This window comes from Photobacterium sp. (assembly GCF_057456235.1).
Genome location: NZ_JBVCPH010000006.1, coordinates 86349 through 105616, shown reverse-complemented (window position 1 = coordinate 105616; position 19268 = coordinate 86349). Strand labels below are relative to the sequence as shown.

Below are 19268 nucleotides of genomic sequence, written 5' to 3'. Positions count from 1 at the left end.
GTAGCACTATCTTGCACGAATACCGATATTCATCTTCTCATTATTAATTGAGTTTTGGTACATTAAGTTAATAGTAGGCTTTAAACCTGTTAGCTTTTAATCAGCTCAGGTGCTTTTGTAAGACCTGTGACATTTTTACTATCATTTACCCCGTAAGGGATAACGAGTTAATTCAGAGTATTCATAATGCAGGAATTGCGTCTGGTTCTTATTATTGTTGGTGCGCTGGCTATCTCTGCGCTTCTTTTACACGGTCTTTGGACCAGCAGAAAAGAAAAGCCCGCGAAATTTGGTGAGAAACCGTTAGGTAAGTTAGGGGATACTAACAATGTAGATACCGATGGTTTTGATCAAGATGGCGTTGGTTTCGTTCGGGTGGTCAATAATGCACCAGAAGAAGCTGAGAAAAAAGCCCATAAACGTACCGAGCCTGAATTACATTTTGGCGAAAAGTTGCAAGCTGATCCGCTGCTTGATGCTGCCTATAATGCACCTTTTGTCGATGATGGGGCTGATGTGCCCACAATATCAGTAACCGCGGAAAAAATTGAACCGCCAGCGAGTATCGATACAGACCAATCAAAGCCTGAGGCGGTGCCGGTTGCTGAACCATCAGCGGAGAGAATGTCTGTTGAACCGCAAGGGCAGGCTGAGCCTGTTCAAGTCGTCAACGCTGAGCCAGCAACAGCGGATACAGCGCTGTCTACAAGACCTGACGCTGAACCCAACAGCAGTGTAGAAGCCCAACCGGTTGTGGCCGATATCTCGGAAGAGGTTGCAGAGCTTATTGAACCTGAAGAACCAGAGCCGGAACTTGAACCGAGCTATCTGGCCCTGAGTGTCCATGCCCGTAATGGCGAGATGCTGCAAGGGGCAAGGTTATTTGGTTGCCTTGAGCAACACAATCTGATTTTTGGCGATAATGCGGTTTATCACCGTCATGCCGATCTGGCTGGTATTGAACCGGTACTGTTTTCTGTCGCTAATATGGTCCATCCGGGCAACTTCCCTGAAGGAGGCGCAGACGACTTTGAAACACCGGGCGTCTCTTTTTATCTGATGCTGCCTTGTTATGGTCGTGCTGATCAGAATTTCAATTTGATGCTACAAACGGTTCAGCAGATTGCCGATGAATTAAATGCCGATGTGCTTGATCATGAGCGAACGATGATCACCCCGAACCGAATCGATGAATATCGTGAAAAAGCTAAGCTGTACACCCAGATTTAAGCTCCATAGTTAAGATAGATAGTTTCTATTAGGCTCCTGCAGAGGAGCCTTATTTTTTAGGTAGGAAGAGTAATGAGTACCGACATTCAGCAACAAATTGCCGCGTTGCGTGAACAACTCGCATATCACGGTCACCGTTATTATGTAGAAGATAACCCAGAAATCCCTGATGCTGAATATGATCGGATGATGCAACAGTTACTGGATCTAGAGGCCGAATATCCGGAATTGGTGACGGTTGATTCTCCTAGCCAGCGAGTTGGCGGTACTCCACTTGACGTTTTTACCCAGGTAAAGCATGAACTACCTATGTTATCGCTTGATAATGCGTTTAATGACGAAGATCTGCGGGCTTTCGAAAAACGGATGCTGGATCGCCGGATCTCTGCGGGGAAATTGAGTTACTGCTGTGAGCCAAAGCTGGACGGCTTGGCGGTAAGTCTGATGTACGAAAACGGTGTGCTGGTTCAGGCGGCAACGCGGGGTGATGGCAGTACGGGGGAAAACATAACCGCCAACGTACGTACCATTCGTTCCATTCCCCTGAAGTTGCAAGGTGGAGGCTGGCCGGCTCGGCTGGAAGTTCGCGGCGAAGTATTCATGCCTAAGAAAGGCTTTGATGCGCTGAATGCACGTGCCCTAAAAAAAGGTGAAAAACCTTTTGTTAATCCGCGTAATGCAGCGGCAGGCAGCCTTCGCCAGCTAGACTCGAAGGTTACCGCAACCCGCCCGTTAAGTTTCTATGCCTATTCTGTCGGCATTGTCAATGGTATTGAATTGGCTCCAAGCCAGTATGATCGCCTGGTACAATTGAAAGGCTGGGGGATACCGATGTGCCCTGAAATCAGGCAGCTTGAGACTCTGAATGATGTGATTGCCTACTATCAGGATATTGGCCTGCGTCGCCAGGATCTGGCTTACGAAATCGACGGTGTCGTAATTAAAGTTGATGATGTTGAGACACAAAAGCAACTTGGGTTCGTAGCACGAGCCCCTCGCTGGGCGATTGCCTATAAATTCCCGGCCCAAGAAGAGATGACGGTACTTAACAATGTTGAGTTTCAGGTCGGGCGAACAGGGGCGATAACCCCGGTGGCGAAGTTAAAACCCGTTTTTGTCGGTGGTGTCACTGTCAGTAACGCGTCACTGCATAATGCCGATGAAATCGCCCGCTTAGGCGTGATGGTTGGCGATACGGTGATTATTCGCCGGGCGGGGGACGTGATCCCTCAAGTCGTTTCTGTGGTTGAGTCACGTCGGCCAGAGGGGGCCGAGCCGATTGTTTTCCCAACAGAATGCCCGGTGTGTCAATCGAAAATAGAACGTGTTGACGGCGAAGTGGTGGCGCGTTGCTCTGGCGGCTTGTTCTGTCAGGCGCAACGTAAAGAAGCCCTTAAACATTTCGTTTCCCGTAAAGCGCTGGATGTTGATGGTTGTGGCGAAAAAGTCATCGAGCAACTGGTCGATCGGGAAATGGTATCGACCCCTGCGGATCTGTTTAAATTGTCGGCTGGTATGGTGACAGTGCTTGAGCGTATGGGGCCTAAATCTGCCCAAAAACTGATTGACTCCCTTAATAAATCAAAGTTGACCACGCTACCACGTTTCTTGTATTCACTCGGTATTCGAGAGGTGGGGGAAGCCACTGCTGCAAATCTGGCTAACCATTTTGAAACTTTAGAGGCCGTTGCTAAGGCAACGAAAGAACAGTTAATTACGGTTCCGGACGTCGGCAATATTGTTGCTGAGCACCTGTTCAACTTCTTCCGTGAACCGCATAACATGGAAGTGATCGCTGACTTACTGGCTGTCGGTATTCACTGGCCTGCGATAGAAAAGCCGGATACAGACATGGAGTTGCCTCTCGAAGGAAAAGTTGTTGTTTTAACTGGTACCCTATCGCAACTGACCCGATCTGATGCCAAGGCGGCGTTACAGAGCTTGGGGGCTAAAGTGACGGGCAGTGTCTCCAAGAAGACCGATTTACTGGTTGCCGGTGAAGCGGCGGGCTCTAAGTTAGCCAAAGCACAAGAGCTTGACATTGAAATTTGGGATGAACAAACGCTTGTTGATTTCATGAATCGTTAACCGCCTTCTCCCCGGGTATGTTCTTATTTCCATATTAATGAACATACCCACTTATTCCCCTTGCCTTTATTTCTCATTTCAAATTATTCCCCTTAGATATTTTACGTGGCTAAAATAGTTCAATTAAATTTTTAGAAATTTGACAGCCTTCAAGCTGTAAATATAAAAATGGCGGGCTATTTTTTAGTGACACTTCTCATTTTATGTTTTTTGTTTTTATTTATATTGTTGTTTTTAATCAACTTTTAGGTTTGTTTACAAGTTCTTTGAGTGAGATTTGATCTTGATCACTGTAGCGCGTTAAATTTGCACTGAGTCATATTTTTTAAAGAATTAATTAAGTTATGGTTGATGTTTTGCGCTGCGAAAGTAGTCTTGTACCTGAAGTTTCACAGCGGTTCATAAAGAACTAAAAAAATATGATTTAGTCGAATTTAGATTTCGGCTGGCATATCGGGAGAGTTACTTGGTGTCTTCGGCGGCCAACCAATAAGACACAAGTAAACAGCTAGTATTTTTTAGGAGTTATTCCATGAAAAACATGTTTAAGCGTTCAGTTTTAGGTGTGGCTGTTGCAGCTGCAGCAATGGCTTCAGTCGCGGTTCAAGCAAAACCTGCAACCGATACTGTGGATCTGTATGGTCAGATTGCTGTCTCAGTATGGGGCGGCGAGGCTGAAGGTGATACTTTAAATGTTGTGAATGAATCACGTTTTGGTTTACGTGGTAGTATAGATCTGGAAAAAGGTCCTAAGCTCTTCTGGCAGATGGAAGGCGGTAACGTAGGTGATGGCGATGCCAAGATTAAGGATGATTCAGTAGATACAGCTAACTTTGGTTTCCGTGATACCTATATCGGCTTTGAATTTGATGCCGGTAAAGTACGCGTCGGTCGTGTATTAACACCAGCATATGAGATTGTTGACTGGCCATACTCAGGTCAAGCACGTGGTAAAGTCTTTGACTGGGTAACTGATGTCAAGGGCGGTGTAAACTACGATCGTCATGGTGACAGCATCCGCTTTGATTCTGCTCAGTTTGGTGCGGTGAATTTCTCATTAGCGGCTGGTAAAGGTAACGTTACTGAAGATGGAAATAATTTCTATGGTGCGGCTGCACATATTAAAGCCGGTCCAGCGGTATTCCATCTTGGTTATGAACTCGGTACTGACCGCGAAGTGACTAAAGCTGTAAAAGATGACAAAGATACACCGAATGATGAGACTGTGGCTCGCGTTGGTTCTGATACTCAGCTGATCATTGCAGGTTTTGAGGCAACATTCGGTTCATTTGGCGTTCACGGCGCTTATAAAATTATGGGTGCTGAATATGATGACAATTCAGCCGACCAGGATCAGACTGCTTACTCAGTCGGTGTTTCTTATTCTATGGAAGACTGGCTATTCCGCTTAGGTTATGCCGCTCAGCAAGATTTAGAAACAGGCAATGTTAAAACGACTGCTGGTGCTGAAGATATCGTCTCTTTTGATGCGACGTACTTCCTAGACCCATCAGCTATTGTGTATGCACGTCCATACCAGATCACTCGCGATGGTGAAAGCCAATTTGGTGCTGGTGTCGGTGTAGAATACTACTTCTAATAGGCATTTTGTCTAACAGAAACATGGCATAATATGACGTTAAAGCCGACTGTTTATCAGTCGGCTTTTTACTTTTTTATAAAAAGTGACAATTGGTATAAAACCAAATCCATTAAAAAAGGCTCATTATGAATGAGCCTTTTTGCTGTTATCCCTATTGGGATTAAAGAGTTAATTGATATTGGTGACAGCCCAGCTTAAAAATTTCTTCTTTGTTTTATCATCGGCCTGGTGGAACCAGTGCTGCAGCATCATTTCAGCCTTATTGGATTCTGTGAGCTGGGTTGGTATTACGGTGTCGGTTGACAATTCAACAACGGCTTTAGATGCCACTTTCTCGGGCAGAGCAACGGAAGCGATGAGACTGGCGATTGCTCCACTCTTATTATACTTTTCAACTTCACGAGTAAAATCAGGGGCAAGATCAAAGCCAATGGGCATTGTGTCGAATACGAATGGGTAATCACTTCCAGATTCTGTAACCGTAAACGAAGGCGTGTTGTCAAAGTCGCGGCCTTCATCGATTGTCTTGATGTTCGGAATCTCGAGTTTTAGCTGGGTATTATTTCCATCAAAACGAATAATGACAGGGGTGGATTTATATTTTGTTTTTAAGCTGCCTGCTTCTCTGACAACTTTAGCAATACGGAAAACCACCTGATTGGTACCATCTGGCAATTCAATTTCCGGCTTATGATCAAAGCCAAATATGGAATAACCGGCATCTTGGCCGTTAATTACCAAAGGTTGAATTCCCTTCGGTATTTCCAGCGTAACCTGCGCCCCAGCTGTTGATGCCAACGGTAGTAACATCGTTACTAGAGCAAGTTGTTTTACCTTCATTAAAGACTCCTTTAAGGGGCAGCTTAACCTGTTAGCGGCTGTCCTGTGGAAAGTTATTTTACATTACGATTTTACTTTGCTGCTCTGGTGTGAAAAAGCTTATTTACTCTCTCTATGGTCGTAATCAGAGATCAGTCACAACCATGAAATTAATTGCCAGACTATATATACCCTCTGGCTATTTAATTAAATTCATATGTTTTTTATATATTTATCTGCAAGTTTTGGTTTTCATCAGTTGTGTTTTCGAATTTTTAGTTAGGAGTAAGTGATTAAGCAATATTGGCTCAACATGATTTATTGTGATGTAAAAACAAGTGGATAATCGGAAGTAAGCTCATTGGCCCGTTAAGTAAACGGGATGAAGATCACGATTCTGGTCAAAATAAACATGAATCAATCTATAGCCCTCTCATAAACTCTCATTGGAAGCCTAATTTTATCCGTACCGTACGCAATCTTGCGATTGAGCGCACATTAATGCATGTACTCTGTGTTTTGTGTTTTCTTATGTTTTGTTGTTATCTTGTTGTTTTTAATTGTTTTATTTTTTTTTAGGTTTCACTGGTTTGAAGGTCGTCATAGTTTGTTTTTCACTATCTTCACGTATCGAAAAAAGCTTGTAGTCTTGCCCTTGTTCAAAACACTTAAACATAATTATGTGTGCTGATCTTCGGCGGCCAACTGAGGTTAGTCCACATAAAACAGCTATTTATTCGATTATTAGGAGTTTTCCATGAATAAGACATTCAAGCGTACATTGCTGGGTGCGGCAATCGCATCAGCTGCGATGGCTTCAGTTTCTGCCAATGCATATACCATCGGTGAGTCGAATGATTCTAAGGTTGAGGTTTATGGTATCGTTTCTATTTCGGCGGTAGATTACGGTGCGAAAGGTGGTACTTTTGAATTAGAGAACGAGAGCCGTGTTGGCTTTCGTGCTTCACAGGCGATGACAGACAGTGTAGAAGCTTTTGTCCAGATTGAATCCGGTTGGGTTTTAGATGATGGTGCCAAGTTAGGTAACCGTGATACCTACGTCGGTATGCGTGGTGATGACTGGGGTTCGGTACGCTTTGGTCGCATGCTAACACCAATGTATGAACTGGTTGACTGGCCTTACAGTGCATCTAACATGGGTACAACGTTTGACCGCGGATGGCGTAGCGGTGAGCGTTTCTTATTTGATCGTAAGAGTCAGCAAGTACGTTTTGACTCAATTAACTATGCAGATATGGTTAACTTTAGTGTGTCGGTAGGTAATGGTAGCTCTAAGACCGATGATTCTACATTCTACGGGGCTAAAGTTTCTATTACCCCGGTTGAGATGCTAACCCTTCACGCCGCATTTGAAACAGCAACTGATACCATCTTTGACTCTGGTTCAGATGTATCATTATTACCAGATGGAAGTGCTAAGCCCGCTAAAGCTAATTCAGTCGGCGATACGGACTCTTTCTTTGCTGGTTTCGAGTTACGTCCAATGGACAGCGTAATGATTGCCGGTGCGTATAAAACGGGTGAATATGATGCGAAAGACAAGGGTGGCTTTGCATACGACAAACGTGAAATCGAAGCTTACTCACTTCAAGCTAACTACTATATGGGTAGTGCAAATTTCCGTCTGGGTTATGCAAATCAAACGGGTGAGACTGACTCTAAAACAGATGCATATTTAGATCGTGAAACACTAACGGCAGAATTTGGCTATAGCTTTAACTCTGTATACACTTTCCTACGCGTTGCAGAGCATAGTAACGATGGCGAAGGTGATACCATGGTACGTATTGGTACTGAATGGTACTTCTAATTTTTTGGATTTAAGTGTCAATGTGTTTAAAAGGCTTCGTTTTTACCGAAGCCTTTCTATTTGTAATTGTTTAGATGAAATGGATATTTATGATATACAATCAAGTAGTAAGAATTAAAACGATAGAAAAAAGTATGGTTCAGATAATAACATTTAAAACCAAAGTGTATTTCTTGAAGAATTGTTATCAGGTCATTAAATGACCTGGTTTTTATGGCTGATTACTGAGTTAATCGATATTTTTGATGGCCCAAGTAAGAAAATCTCGCTTTTCTTCTTGACCCATTTTTGTGAAAATATCTTGAAGTATGGTTATTTCAGATGATGATTTTTCTCTATTTATTTTTTTATTATCAATATTAGCCACGTTTTTAACTTTTGGAGTCTGAGTTTTATTATAGCTTGCTAATAGCTGACTATAATTTTTATTAATCGATAATCCATCTAAAGGTAGTTGAGTGTTCCTGTGATCAATGAAGTCCCCGGACTCATCTGTTAAGCTGATAGTTAAGTTCCTATCAAATTTACGGGCAGATTCTAATGTATTTAATTGTGGTAATCTCATTAATACAGCAGAGTCAATACTGTTGAAACTCAATACCATAAGTGGGGATTGATATTTCTCACCTTGACTCGACCCTTTGTTGTAAACTTTTCTGACATCATAAACGATCTGATTGCTACCATTAGGTAGATTAATGTGATCAGGAGAAGAGTTAATAAACTCAAGCAATCCACTTTTCCCTTCTTTTCCATTGACCGATAAAACAGTCACTTCTTTTGGAAGTGCTAATGTAACGTCAGCTACAATTGGTAATGAAAATAGACTAATCATACTACAAGTAACAATATTTTTAATTTTCATTGAAATAGACCTTTTTTTAAATAGTCATCGGTGTGTGTTTAATTAGAGATGATAACGTAAGGATAAACGTTTGTGATTGGTTTTTAATTAATTATCAAACATAATAGAGTTGGCTCACATGATTTTTTAGTAAAAGTCGTCAGTTAACTTTATTAAGCATCGTGACGTGAAATTTAGAGGGTGTTATTTTGTTCTTCTTTGTGATGGTAGTGATATGGAAAATATTAAACATTTTAAATTCTTGGATTTCAGCTGATACTCTGATTGCTGAAATATAATAAGACGCATACTTTTTAGTGACACAGCCCACTGTATACTCAGCCTTCTCTTCACAAATGTGTTTAAAGTGAATGGTATTCCCACACATATCGCTTGAATTGAGTTAGCGGAAGTCGCTATGAATCTCGCATTTTGAGGTAGTTTGGCCATATAACTGTATTGTGGATTGCTGGGCTGGTGGTAAAATGCGTCAATATCGATGAAGGTGGTGCGGTTGCACTACTATTTGGCTCATCATTTTTACTTAAGGTTCTTTCATGACGGTTAAAACTCGCTTCGCTCCAAGTCCAACAGGCTTTCTCCATGTCGGTGGTGCCCGTACCGCACTTTATTCTTGGTTATTTGCTAAGCATATGGATGGCGAATTTGTTCTTCGAATCGAAGATACTGATCTTGAGCGCTCTACACAAGAAGCGATCGATGCCATTCTTGAAGGTATGGAGTGGCTGGGGCTGGATTGGGATGAAGGTCCTTACTATCAGACTAAACGTTTTGATCGTTATAACCAGCTAATCGATCAGCTACTGGCTGAAGATAAAGCTTATAAGTGTTACTGCCCGAAACTGCTGCTTGAAGAACTTCGTGAAGAACAAATGGCAGCCGGCCTTAAGCCGCGTTACGATGCAAGTCACCCGAAGGTTGTTGCCGCCAATGCTGCCGCAACGGAAGATTCTCCTTTTGTTATTCGCTTCCGTAACCCGAAAGAAGGGACGGTGGTTTTTGATGACAAAGTTCGTGGTCATATCGAAATTGCTAACAGTGAACTCGATGATCTGATCATTCGTCGTACCGACGGTAGCCCGACGTACAATTTCTGTGTCGTTGTCGATGACTGGGATATGGGTATTACCCAAGTTGTGCGTGGTGAAGACCACATTAACAACACCCCCCGCCAGATCAACATTTATGAAGCCTTGGGTGCACCGGTACCTGAGTTCGCACACTGTGCAATGATCTTAGGTGATGACGGCACTAAACTCTCTAAGCGTCATGGTGCAGTAAGTGTTATGCAGTATCGTGATGAAGGTTATCTGCCGCAAGCGCTATTGAATTACCTGGTACGCCTGGGCTGGTCACACGGTGATCAGGAAATCTTCTCAATGGAAGAGATGATTAAGCTGTTTAGCCTCGGTTCAATCAGTAAGTCTCCATCTGCATTTAATACCGACAAGTTACTGTGGTTGAACAATCACTACATTAAAACAGCAGAGCCTGAGTACGTGGCTAAATACCTGCAATGGCATTTAGATCAAAAAGGAATTGATACCGCGAATGGTCCTGCGATTACGGATGTCATTAAACTGGTTGGCGAGCGTTGTAATACGCTGATTGAACTGGCGGAGCAATCTCGCTATTTCTACCAAGACTTCAGCGAGTTTGAAGCAGGGGCAGCGAAGAAACACCTGCGACCTGTCGCAAAAGATGCATTGGCATTGGCACTGGCCAAAGTAGAAACATTAGCTGAGTGGACAACTGAAAATTTGCATAAAGTGATTGCTGAAACCTGCGAAGAGCTTGAAGTCGGCATGGGCAAGGTGGGTATGCCACTGCGTGTTGCTGTTACTGGCCAGGGGCAATCACCATCTGTTGATGCGGTGATGATGATGGTGGGTAAAGAGCGCGTGATTGCTCGAATTAACATGGCCTTGGCTTATATTGCCGAGCGTGAAGCTAACGCATAAACGAATAAGCGGAATGATTGTTCATTCCGCTTGTTATCGCTAGATAAAGACTTAAATTATTTCTTCGATTTATGTATTAACTCATAACGTTCTATACAAACATTGAAGTTGGTTGCACCAGCGCAGTATCTGAAAGCATCTTGGTCTATAACCAGTGGAGTGCCAGCAAGAGTAAATGCCATTGAGTTAAAACTCATTGATAGTAATGCTGCTGTAACAAAAATCGTTAACTTTTTCATACGCAATCTCCCATGTACCGTTGAAGTTTCAATTCATTGTTATTTGCAGGTGTTATAATTGAACCTACAAAATCCTACATTTATCGCATAAAAATGAATGTTTACATCCCATTCATTTGAGAGCATAGAACAGGATCATATTTTTCAAATCTTAATAAGCAGTGGCTTCCTTATGCTTAAAAAGAGACCTTATAAAATTTCCAAAATTTCAAAAACAGCACAAATTTGATCAAGTTGGCAGAATTGTGGAATATGTGAGGATGTGAATATTGAAGGTATTGACATGAATTCATTATGTTTTTAATATTGGTTTGTTATTTGGGGCTATAGCTCAGCTGGGAGAGCGCTTGCATGGCATGCAAGAGGTCAGCGGTTCGATCCCGCTTAGCTCCACCAAATTTTTTTATCGTTTTGTCTTAATTATGAGAAAGCGATAATTGCCAGAATGATAAACCTCACCTCGGTGAGGTTTTTTTATGTCTGTCAGTTCATTATGTTCGATTTCTGCCTGGTTTTTATTTTATGATTTTTGTGCATGGCAAGTTGGCACTGGATGGCATTATCAATAAATGAAGGAAAGCAGGTAGAGGGTAGTTAAGATAATTGGAGATTAGCTACGTTGAAATGGCGCTCCCTGCAAGATTCGAACTTGCGGCCTTCCCCTTAGGAGGGGGACGCTCTATCCAGCTGAGCTAAGGGAGCCTTCAAGCTAAGTGCTTGAAGGCCATTATACCTAAATTCTCTCTGATTTTAAGTAATTACTGCTATCGGAGTATTTGCCTGGTCAGTAAATCACCAGCTTGAATGCTGCCGGCCAGATCGGTCTGGTTAACTGACAACTCGGTTGACTTCTCGTAGACACGTTCGACGGTTAGGGTGATGTCTGTCTGAACCATACGGTTACGCGGGATCCCCATTTGATCAATAAAGCCGGCGCTATGCCAGAGTTGTAACTGATCTCCTCGGGTTACCCCATGAATACGGCCCACATTAACTTGTACGGTATTACCATTAACATTCACAACTTCCGGTAAGCTGGTACGGCAAGACAGGGAAGATTCCAAATCGAGCATTACGTTACGGCTAATTCGTTGTACCGCCTGGCCGTAACTGGATTGCCAGAATCGTGCACTTTTAGTATCAACCTGACTGACTCGTGAAAAAGGCCATTCGGCAACCTCCCGATAATTATTCTGAAAGAGTTGTTCACCGGTTTTGCCGTCCATCACTTGTACTGTTGCGGCAAACTGTCGGTTTACCTGATCACTTCTTATGAGCTTTTGATCTAATGTTGAGGTGAGATCGGTTATTTGGCCATTGATAATGTACTGGGCATCATTGTCTTCCGCCAGCATGGTCATTGCGTCAGGCTGTTCAGGTCGAATTGGTACTCGAGTGATCCCAGAGACAACAAAGCTCTGCGATTTTCTTTCAATCTGACGTTGAAGCATCGCGGTGAAGTCATCACCCAGCTGATAAATCCCACCCATAGCGGCATGTTGAGGCGAGACAATGTCGAACTGGCCGAGCAGTACTCCTTTTTTGTATTGGATTTTGTGGCAAGTATTTGCCGATGGGTAGATATCAATGCGCGCGGTCACATAAAGATTGCCGCTTTTTTTCTGGGTTTTTAACACCATGACATGGCGAACTTCATTGCCGCTGAACTGATATTCTTCACGCTCTGATACTAGATATGGCTTGATATGAGAGAAACTTGATATATCAGCGCCGGAATATAGCATGGCCTGATAGATGGCATCTTCAAGGGCGTTGCTTCGGGCCGTACTCTCACTTTCAAGCATAGCCGCTTGACCGGTGACCTCAAGCCAAGCAGCATTCACGCAGAATGAAGCAATTAAACACAGACTACTTAAGCATCTTATTATGTTTCTTTTCATATTTTCTCAACTTAGGTATGGAATTTGCTTGTATGTCGATTAGCAGAAGATAAAACTTGCCGTTTCCTATCTCAAGTTAGTGTTCATGCTTGCCTGGCTATTTTAAGTGAATCGTTGAACATGACAACACTGCGAGTACGCAAGAGCGTATGCAAAGAGTGTTCCTAAAAACATTTTCTATGGTAATAGTGAAATTATGGATAAAGTTTTTCTTTCAATGGGCGATAACAGGCTACAAGTCTTTTTTCATCCGGAGCTGGTTAGAATGAAAAAATGGATAGTCTTGCTGCTGTCACTACTGACGGTATCATGTACCTACTCTCCGATTTACAATGGCAAAGAACCGTATACGGGGAGTGCTTTTATGTTAACGGAAACCCCTCGCCATACGATGGACTTTTTTGTTGAAGGGTTAACCGAACAGCTGATCAATTCGAACCAGTACCTGACCGCCAAAACGCCGCTGGCCGTGACTTCATTTGTTGATCTGCAAGAAATGACGGAAACAAACTGGCTGGGTAATTCGGTGACGGAAAGCTTTATGTTTCAGATGCAGCAACGGGGATACACCGTTGTTGATTATAAAGCGACCGGAGCGATAAAAGTGACCCCTGATGGTGATTTTTCTATTAGTCGGAACTGGAAAGAGCTTGCCGCTCAGCAGCCTGTTGACTATGTCTTAACCGGTACCATGTTGCGTCAGGGCGCAGGTGTCCTGGTCAATGCCCGTATTATAGGTATGCGTTCTCGTGTCGTGATTGCTTCTGCCCAGGGTTTTTTGCCTGCAGATCGTATTGGACGTGATCTCGACTCTTTGAATAAAATGCGAATCCAAAATGGTGTTATTATCCGTTCTGAAACCACACAATTTGATCGTAATACTATAGTTCTGAAGCCTTAGGAGTTGTTATGCGTTGCTGGATGATGGTGATTTTTCTACTGTTAGCGGGTTGTCAGCCTTTAACCGAAATGCGCAGTGATGAAAAAATAACCGCTGTTGGATATGCAACGATCAGTGAGCAGCGAGGCCGTACTCATGAAGAAAAGCGTATGCGTGCGATGCGTGCGTCTAAAATTGATGCCTACCGTGAACTGACTGAACAGGTCTATGGCATGCGAATTAGTGCGCGTGCGGAAATGGATGATCAACAGTTGGGTCTTGAAAGTACGGATGGTGCCGTTGATGGTATTATTCGAGGCGCAGAGGTCATTAGCAGTTATCCGGTAGGGGATAGCTATGTAACTGAAATGCAATTAGATTTACGTAAAATGGAGAAGCTGAAGCAGCATGGCGAAGTATTCCATTTGCCGTCCAATCAAGAGACGATGTTTTAAGTTACAGAGTAGAGAAAGACCGAGAATCGAGTCTAAGAGGGCTAGGAAAAGAAAAGGCATTATTTTGATTAAGAAGTGATGTCTTCTTGTAGTATCGAATATCTAGTACTTAGCACCTAGGCTAGGCCTTTATATTCGTCCCTAAAGAGCGGATATTCTGTGCAACCCCTTCACTGTTGTAGGTCATCTGCTGCTTGCCACGGCTTTGCTGAAATAAGTTATTGAGTTTGTGGAAACTGAGCTGTGCGCGCTGCAGCGCTTCACCATTAACGGCATTGTATTCTTTACAGCGTGCCACAATCACTTTTATCTGTTCGACTTTTTGCACAAGTTCTGGATTATCAACTAATTGTTGGCGATGGGTATGGCTGGCAATGAGGTGATCTTGCTGTTGGATCTGATTAATCAGTGCGAGTTTGTCTTTCGCCAGACGATCAATCTCGACTGACTGGCGGTTAACAATGGCACCTTTCTCTTGTTCAAGCAGGCGTGAGAGCGAGATTAGCGTCGCGTTCTGAAGTTCTAGTAATTGCTCTATGCTCTGGGACATTCGGTTCTCACTGGTTGCAGTCGGCAAACGAATGAAAAAGAGAGCAATGGGCGGATTTACAGCCCACGCAGCTCATCTTCAAATTTCATCATGTTAGATGCCAGCTTGTCAGCATCAACAACATAAGCACCGCTAGCGATAGCTTTTTTTATTGCTGAGACTTTTGCACTGTCAAAGCTTGGTTCAGCAGCAAGTTGCTGGTGAATTTGCCCAACCGCTTTACCTTGAGAACTTAATGACACGGCGTCATGTTGCCCTCTCGGTGCTACAGGTGGCTTAGCCCCTGATGGCGCTGATGATGAATTTGACACATTGTTCTGATGACTGCGTGCCGTTGTCATTGGTTGACCGGAACGTAGTTGATCAATACTTGCCATAAATTTAGCCTTTGAACAATAAACTAGAGACAACCATGATATCGGCTGGCGGGTATAATAACTTTAGTCTTTTTTTAAAAATTTACGGTTACTTCACCAACTCCGGTAATAATACCATCAATGATACGTTTCGACTGACTATTTTGTACCCGGACTTGTTCACCCAGCGAGCCATCCGTTAAAGCGTTACCCTTAGTCACAATATTTAAGCCCCCGCCATTTGCTTTTATCATCACGGTGTCGTTTCGACAAACCAGACAGATATCCCCACCTTGCACAGCTTCGCCCATGTTAACGGCACGTTTTACGGTTGAACCAATAATTTGATAAGGATGCTCAAAGACGATTCCTCGCTGAAAACGGCTTTCTACCAACATAACGTTCAAATGTGATGCGGTGAGTAAAGAGCCGCGTGGCAGAGGTTTGGCGGCAACCACTCGTGGCAGTAATAGTTGTACATTAACAGGAACATAAACTTGCCAGTTTTCCGGCGAGCAACGGACTAATACCGTGATATTGCCAGAGAGTGACTGTTTACCGGGAATAGAGCTTTCCAGTAAGGCTGAGCATTGTGATAGTCTTAGCCGGGAGTCTAATGGCGAAGCGGTAATTTTGAGTTGTCCATTAGCTGGTATTGGAATGATTTGTGAGACATGATCTTCTGCAGCACTGCGTACCGTCTCAAGTACAGTTTGCGGTGCTGCGAAAAGAATAGTGCTAAAGAAAATCGGTAACAGGCCGAAGATCAATTTGAAGAGTTTTAAATGTGTTCTTTGGCTCACGACTTTACTCTTTATTAACAGTCTATGGGGCTACTATGGGTAGTCTTAATGCTCATAGTATGTGATTACAGATAAGATTTCTCGTCTTCACTTTCCTAAATATAAAAATACATAACATGGAGTCACCTTATGACGGGGATACTTGATTCGGTTAATCAGCGCACCCAACTCGTTGGTCAAAATCGTTTGGAGCTTCTGACATTCAAGCTTAACAGACGTCAGCGCTACGGAATAAACGTATTCAAGGTGAAAGAGGTACTCCCGTGCCCGAAATTAACATCCATACCAAATTTACACCCATTGGTGAAAGGGATTGCGCATATTCGCGGCCAGACGATCTCTGTGATAGATATGAGCCTGGCGACAGGTGGTCGTCCGATCGATGATCTTGATAACTGTTTTGTGATCATCTCTGAGTTTAACCGCTCTATTCAGGGCTTCTTAGTCACTTCTGTTGAGCGGATTGTCAACATGAACTGGGAGGCAATTTTGCCGCCACCAAAAGGAACAGGTAAAGCAAACTACCTGACGGCGGTAACCGAAATCGACAATGAACTGGTTGAAATTCTCGATGTTGAAAAAATCCTTGATGAGATTTCGCCAGTCAATACTGACATTACCGGTACGGTGCTTGAAGAGTTAATCAGTGATTCGCCTGAGATCCGCCGAGTCTTGGTTGCCGACGATTCCAGTGTGGCGCGTAAGCAGGTGCAGCGAGCGATTGAAGCGATTGGCTGTGAATGTGTCTTAGTGAAAGATGGTAAAGAAGCGATCAATAAACTGAGGGAGATGGCAAAGGAAGGCAGTATCTATGAGCAGCTTGCGCTGGTGATTTCAGATATAGAAATGCCGGAAATGGACGGCTATACACTGACGGCTGAAATACGTAATGATGCCAACTTAAAAGATTTACATGTTATCCTGCACACTTCCTTGAGTGGAGTATTTAACCAGGCAATGGTTGAGCGTGTCGGTGCAAACGCATTTATTCCTAAATTTAACCCAGATGAGCTGGGGGCTGCGGTTAAAGCTGCGATGCCGGAATAATCTTACAAAGCAAAGAGTAGTAGATGACAGCTATAACAATAAAGGACCAAGAATACCGAGACTTCTGCCGTTTTCTGGAAGCTCAATGCGGTATTGTACTTGGCGATAGTAAACAGTACTTAGTGCGTAGCCGCCTGAGTCCATTAGTCAGCCGATTTTCGCTATCATCTCTATCTGAATTACTGCAAGTAGTGATAAGTGGTCGAAATCGAGAGTTGCGTATCGCCGCTGTTGATGCCATGACAACCAATGAAACGTTATGGTTTAGGGATTCCTACCCATACGCTGTCCTGGGCGACAAAATTCTGCCGGAGTTAGCCGCTAACAAGCGTCCGATTAAGATTTGGTCATCGGCGAGCTCTTCAGGCCAGGAAGCCTATTCCATTGCGATGACAACACTGGAACTTCAGAACCGTCGTCCGGGAATGTTGCCGACAGGGGTGCAGATCACTGCGACGGATATTTCTCAAACCATGTTAGATACCTGTCGTGCTGGAGCATATGACAACCTGGCCCTGAGTCGCGGTCTGTCACCAGAGCGTCGTCGTATTTTCTTTGAAGATAATGGCGATGGCCGTATGCGGGTAAATGACAAAGTGAAACGGATGGTTAGCTTCCGTCCGCAAAATTTAAAGGATAGCTATGCGTTACTCGGTAAGTTTGATGTTATCTTCTGCCGTAACGTATTGATTTATTTCTCTCCTGATATGAAGGCTAAGGTGCTTAACCAAATGGCCGCCAGTTTAAACCCAGGAGGGTATTTGTTCTTAGGGGCATCTGAATCGCTGACGGGGCTAACCGATAAGTTTGAGATGATCCGTTGTAATCCAGGGATTATCTACAAGTTGAAGTAAAAATTCGAGTTTCGAGGTGCTAGGTTCTGGAAAGAGCCCACTAGCGTCTCGAAACTCTCTACTCTCTACTCTCTACTCTCTACTCTCTACTCTCTACTCTCTACTCTCTACTCTCTACTCTCTACTCTCTACTCTCTACCTCTCCCCGAACTCTGTTCACCCTTTCTTGAAGTAAAACTTGGCACTGTAATTGCTTTACATATATCAAGTTACTTTGGAGGCGAGTATGTCCATTTCTTTTGATAAAGCGCTAGGTGTTCACCAGCATACGGTTGGCGTACGCGGTAAGCGTGCTGAAACCTTGGCGAGCAACATAGCGAATGCTAATACCCCGGGGTATAAAGCCAAAGATATGAACTTTGAGCGTGCATTAAAAGCGGCAACATCAGGGGCAAACATTGGCCTGAGCCGAACCGATGGGCGGCATATCTCTGCCTCTACAAAAATTATGGGTGAGCAGATGTACCGTGTTCCGACCCAACCTGATACAGGTGACGGTAATACGGTTGATGCACAATTAGAGCAAAATCTGTTTATGCAAAATTCGCTAGAATATCAGGCATCACTGGATTTTTTAGGTTCTAAATTTCAGAATCTGAGCAAGGCACTGAGGGGGGAGTAATCGATGAGCCTGTTTAATGTGTTTAATGTGACAGGATCTGCCATGAGCGCAGAATCAATTCGTCTGAACACCACTTCAAGTAACCTTGCTAACGCTAATAGTGTCAGTAGCTCTGCGGAAGAAACCTATAAAGCGCGTCATCCGATCTTTGCCGCCGCCCTGCAAAATGCAGGTGCTCAGCGCCAGGAAAGTGTACCGGTACAGGTCAAAGGTATTGTTGAAAGCCAGAAACCACTTCGTGCGGAATATAATCCGCAACATCCAATGGCGAATGCTGAAGGTTATATTTACAAACCTAACGTCAATGTGATGGAAGAAATGGCTAACATGATTTCGGCGTCTCGTTCTTATCAGAGCAATGTTCAGGTTGCAGATGCAAGTAAGCAGATGCTGATGAGTACACTGAAGATGGGTAAATAAGGGTTAAGGAGCCACTGTTATGACCGGTATTACAGGCACAGGTCAAAGCAACTTGTCCTACCTTGATCAACTCAAGGGGATGCAAGAGAAAAAGCTGCAAGAATCGCAGTCAAAAGTAACGGGTCAGAACGAGCTTAAACAAGAAGACTTTCTGTCGTTGCTGACCAAGCAGCTTGCCCAGCAAGATCCGTTTAAACCGGTGGGTAATGATCAGATGATTGCCCAGATGGCATCATTTGCCACGGTAGACGGTATCACCAAGATGAATGAACAGTTTGGCAGCTTGAACTCCGCCATGACGTCTAATCAGGCGCTGCAAGCGTCTTCATTGGTCGGGCGTGATGTATTGATCCCAAGCACCACCGGCGTGAAACAAGCTGACGGTGGTATTACCGGCATGGTTAAGTTACCCCAAGCGCTTAATAACACGCTGGTCCGCGTTGAAAATGCACAGGGCCAGTTGATTAAATCGTTTGATCTTGGTGCCAAGCCTCCTGGTGAACATCGTCTTGAGTGGGATGGTACCGATGAAAATGGCAATCAGTTGCCGGAAGGCCGCTATAAATTGAAAGTGGCTGGTTTAGTTAACGGTAAAAACCAAGAATTTGATGTGTCTACCTATGCGAATGTCAACAGTGTGTTGCTTGGTAATGGTGACGGCAATGTCATGCTTAACCTCGCGGGCTTTGACTCGCCATTTAAACTTGCTGAAGTGTTAGAAGTCGGCAAGGTCTAAACAGGTAT

General features: G+C 43.7%; 19 protein-coding genes and 2 tRNA genes. 13 read left to right on the top strand and 8 right to left on the bottom strand.

Annotated features, from left to right (window positions below):
- The first annotated feature begins 186 nt into the window (after window positions 1-186).
- The 3 genes from zipA (at window position 187) to AC2204_RS08710 (ending at window position 4918) form a co-directional block, all read left to right on the top strand.
- Window positions 187-1230, top strand: a complete 1044-nt coding sequence (gene zipA / locus AC2204_RS08720) for a cell division protein ZipA (protein WP_318925130.1) — start codon at window positions 187-189, stop codon at window positions 1228-1230.
- A 72-nt stretch (window positions 1231-1302) separates the two neighbouring features.
- Window positions 1303-3318, top strand: coding sequence for an NAD-dependent DNA ligase LigA (gene ligA, locus AC2204_RS08715; protein WP_318925129.1), 2016 nt, complete (start codon window positions 1303-1305; stop codon window positions 3316-3318).
- Window positions 3319-3850: 532 nt separating this feature from the next.
- Window positions 3851-4918: a porin gene (locus AC2204_RS08710; RefSeq protein ID WP_318925128.1), complete on the top strand. Its 1068-nt coding sequence runs from the start codon at window positions 3851-3853 to the stop codon at window positions 4916-4918.
- 171 nt (window positions 4919-5089) lie between these two features.
- Here the strand turns inward: AC2204_RS08710 and AC2204_RS08705 are convergent, their stop codons facing one another.
- The gene (locus AC2204_RS08705) at window positions 5090-5761 is read right to left on the bottom strand and encodes a YccT family protein (RefSeq protein ID WP_318925127.1); all 672 of its coding nucleotides are present in this window, start codon (window positions 5759-5761) and stop codon (window positions 5090-5092) included.
- 736 nt (window positions 5762-6497) lie between these two features.
- Between AC2204_RS08705 and AC2204_RS08700 the strand changes: the two genes are divergently transcribed.
- Window positions 6498-7571 (top strand): porin, encoded by a 1074-nt coding sequence (locus AC2204_RS08700; RefSeq protein ID WP_318925126.1) that lies wholly within the window; start codon window positions 6498-6500, stop codon window positions 7569-7571.
- Window positions 7572-7800: 229 nt separating this feature from the next.
- Here AC2204_RS08700 and AC2204_RS08695 read toward each other — a convergent pair whose 3' ends face one another.
- Window positions 7801-8436, bottom strand: coding sequence for a DUF2057 domain-containing protein (locus AC2204_RS08695; RefSeq protein ID WP_318925125.1), 636 nt, complete (start codon window positions 8434-8436; stop codon window positions 7801-7803).
- Window positions 8437-8972: 536 nt separating this feature from the next.
- On the opposite strand from AC2204_RS08695, the gene gltX reads away from it, so the two are divergent.
- Window positions 8973-10397, top strand: coding sequence for a glutamate--tRNA ligase (gene gltX, locus AC2204_RS08690; RefSeq protein WP_318925124.1), 1425 nt, complete (start codon window positions 8973-8975; stop codon window positions 10395-10397).
- A gap of 56 nt (window positions 10398-10453) precedes the next feature.
- On the opposite strand, the gene AC2204_RS08685 is transcribed toward gltX, so the two are convergent.
- Entirely contained in the window at window positions 10454-10636 is a 183-nt protein-coding gene (locus AC2204_RS08685) for a hypothetical protein (RefSeq protein ID WP_318925123.1), read from the bottom strand.
- A gap of 320 nt (window positions 10637-10956) precedes the next feature.
- Between AC2204_RS08685 and AC2204_RS08680 the strand changes: the two genes are divergently transcribed.
- Window positions 10957-11032: transfer RNA gene (locus tag AC2204_RS08680), tRNA-Ala, on the top strand.
- A 229-nt stretch (window positions 11033-11261) separates the two neighbouring features.
- Here AC2204_RS08680 and AC2204_RS08675 read toward each other — a convergent pair.
- A tRNA-Arg gene (locus AC2204_RS08675) sits at window positions 11262-11338 on the bottom strand.
- A 62-nt stretch (window positions 11339-11400) separates the two neighbouring features.
- Window positions 11401-12537: a flagellar assembly protein FlgT gene (locus tag AC2204_RS08670; protein ID WP_318925122.1), complete on the bottom strand. Its 1137-nt coding sequence runs from the start codon at window positions 12535-12537 to the stop codon at window positions 11401-11403.
- A gap of 265 nt (window positions 12538-12802) precedes the next feature.
- Between AC2204_RS08670 and AC2204_RS08665 the strand changes: the two genes are divergently transcribed.
- Window positions 12803-13438: a FlgO family outer membrane protein gene (locus AC2204_RS08665; protein ID WP_318925121.1), complete on the top strand. Its 636-nt coding sequence runs from the start codon at window positions 12803-12805 to the stop codon at window positions 13436-13438.
- Between the two features lie 8 nt (window positions 13439-13446).
- Window positions 13447-13872 (top strand): LPP20 family lipoprotein, encoded by a 426-nt coding sequence (locus AC2204_RS08660; protein ID WP_318925120.1) that lies wholly within the window; start codon window positions 13447-13449, stop codon window positions 13870-13872.
- A gap of 121 nt (window positions 13873-13993) precedes the next feature.
- Here the strand turns inward: AC2204_RS08660 and AC2204_RS08655 are convergent, their stop codons facing one another.
- From AC2204_RS08655 to flgA, 3 genes are all read right to left on the bottom strand, one after another.
- Window positions 13994-14422, bottom strand: coding sequence for a flagella synthesis protein FlgN (locus AC2204_RS08655; protein ID WP_318925119.1), 429 nt, complete (start codon window positions 14420-14422; stop codon window positions 13994-13996).
- A 56-nt stretch (window positions 14423-14478) separates the two neighbouring features.
- Window positions 14479-14799, bottom strand: coding sequence for a flagellar biosynthesis anti-sigma factor FlgM (gene flgM, locus AC2204_RS08650; RefSeq protein ID WP_318925118.1), 321 nt, complete (start codon window positions 14797-14799; stop codon window positions 14479-14481).
- A 74-nt stretch (window positions 14800-14873) separates the two neighbouring features.
- On the bottom strand, window positions 14874-15581 hold the full coding sequence (flgA, locus tag AC2204_RS08645; protein ID WP_318925117.1) for a flagellar basal body P-ring formation chaperone FlgA: 708 nt from the start codon (window positions 15579-15581) through the stop codon (window positions 14874-14876).
- A gap of 129 nt (window positions 15582-15710) precedes the next feature.
- Here flgA and AC2204_RS08640 point away from each other — a divergent pair, with 129 nt between their 5' ends.
- The 5 genes from AC2204_RS08640 to flgD all read left to right on the top strand — a co-directional run bounded on the left by AC2204_RS08640 (window position 15711) and on the right by flgD (window position 19260).
- Window positions 15711-16628 (top strand): chemotaxis protein CheV, encoded by a 918-nt coding sequence (locus AC2204_RS08640; RefSeq protein ID WP_318925116.1) that lies wholly within the window; start codon window positions 15711-15713, stop codon window positions 16626-16628.
- Window positions 16629-16651: 23 nt separating this feature from the next.
- Window positions 16652-17482 carry a protein-glutamate O-methyltransferase gene (locus AC2204_RS08635; RefSeq protein ID WP_318925115.1) on the top strand — a complete coding sequence of 277 codons (831 nt, stop codon included), beginning with the start codon at window positions 16652-16654 and terminating at the stop codon, window positions 17480-17482.
- Window positions 17483-17708: 226 nt separating this feature from the next.
- Window positions 17709-18104, top strand: coding sequence for a flagellar basal body rod protein FlgB (gene flgB / locus AC2204_RS08630; RefSeq protein WP_318925114.1), 396 nt, complete (start codon window positions 17709-17711; stop codon window positions 18102-18104).
- 3 nt (window positions 18105-18107) lie between these two features.
- Complete coding sequence (gene flgC / locus AC2204_RS08625; protein ID WP_318925113.1) at window positions 18108-18524, top strand: flagellar basal body rod protein FlgC; 417 nt, start codon at window positions 18108-18110, stop codon at window positions 18522-18524.
- 19 nt (window positions 18525-18543) lie between these two features.
- Entirely contained in the window at window positions 18544-19260 is a 717-nt protein-coding gene (gene flgD / locus AC2204_RS08620) for a flagellar hook assembly protein FlgD (protein ID WP_318925112.1), read from the top strand.
- The last annotated feature ends 8 nt before the right edge of the window (window positions 19261-19268 follow it).

What these genes read in the sequence shown, in the direction of transcription:
- AC2204_RS08705 (WP_318925127.1), bottom strand. Translation starts at nt 5,761, where the DNA reads ATGAAGGTAAAACAACTTGCTCTAGTAACGATGTTACTACCGTTGGCA.
- AC2204_RS08665 (WP_318925121.1), top strand. Translation starts at nt 12,803, where the DNA reads ATGAAAAAATGGATAGTCTTGCTGCTGTCACTACTGACGGTATCATGT.
- AC2204_RS08685 (WP_318925123.1), bottom strand. Translation starts at nt 10,636, where the DNA reads ATGAAAAAGTTAACGATTTTTGTTACAGCAGCATTACTATCAATGAGT.
- zipA (WP_318925130.1), top strand. Translation starts at nt 187, where the DNA reads ATGCAGGAATTGCGTCTGGTTCTTATTATTGTTGGTGCGCTGGCTATC.
- AC2204_RS08695 (WP_318925125.1), bottom strand. Translation starts at nt 8,436, where the DNA reads ATGAAAATTAAAAATATTGTTACTTGTAGTATGATTAGTCTATTTTCA.
- flgC (WP_318925113.1), top strand. Translation starts at nt 18,108, where the DNA reads ATGAGCCTGTTTAATGTGTTTAATGTGACAGGATCTGCCATGAGCGCA.
- AC2204_RS08640 (WP_318925116.1), top strand. Translation starts at nt 15,711, where the DNA reads ATGACGGGGATACTTGATTCGGTTAATCAGCGCACCCAACTCGTTGGT.
- ligA (WP_318925129.1), top strand. Translation starts at nt 1,303, where the DNA reads ATGAGTACCGACATTCAGCAACAAATTGCCGCGTTGCGTGAACAACTC.
- flgM (WP_318925118.1), bottom strand. Translation starts at nt 14,799, where the DNA reads ATGGCAAGTATTGATCAACTACGTTCCGGTCAACCAATGACAACGGCA.
- AC2204_RS08660 (WP_318925120.1), top strand. Translation starts at nt 13,447, where the DNA reads ATGCGTTGCTGGATGATGGTGATTTTTCTACTGTTAGCGGGTTGTCAG.
- AC2204_RS08635 (WP_318925115.1), top strand. Translation starts at nt 16,652, where the DNA reads ATGACAGCTATAACAATAAAGGACCAAGAATACCGAGACTTCTGCCGT.
- AC2204_RS08710 (WP_318925128.1), top strand. Translation starts at nt 3,851, where the DNA reads ATGAAAAACATGTTTAAGCGTTCAGTTTTAGGTGTGGCTGTTGCAGCT.
- gltX (WP_318925124.1), top strand. Translation starts at nt 8,973, where the DNA reads ATGACGGTTAAAACTCGCTTCGCTCCAAGTCCAACAGGCTTTCTCCAT.
- AC2204_RS08700 (WP_318925126.1), top strand. Translation starts at nt 6,498, where the DNA reads ATGAATAAGACATTCAAGCGTACATTGCTGGGTGCGGCAATCGCATCA.
- flgB (WP_318925114.1), top strand. Translation starts at nt 17,709, where the DNA reads ATGTCCATTTCTTTTGATAAAGCGCTAGGTGTTCACCAGCATACGGTT.
- flgD (WP_318925112.1), top strand. Translation starts at nt 18,544, where the DNA reads ATGACCGGTATTACAGGCACAGGTCAAAGCAACTTGTCCTACCTTGAT.
- AC2204_RS08670 (WP_318925122.1), bottom strand. Translation starts at nt 12,537, where the DNA reads ATGAAAAGAAACATAATAAGATGCTTAAGTAGTCTGTGTTTAATTGCT.
- AC2204_RS08655 (WP_318925119.1), bottom strand. Translation starts at nt 14,422, where the DNA reads ATGTCCCAGAGCATAGAGCAATTACTAGAACTTCAGAACGCGACGCTA.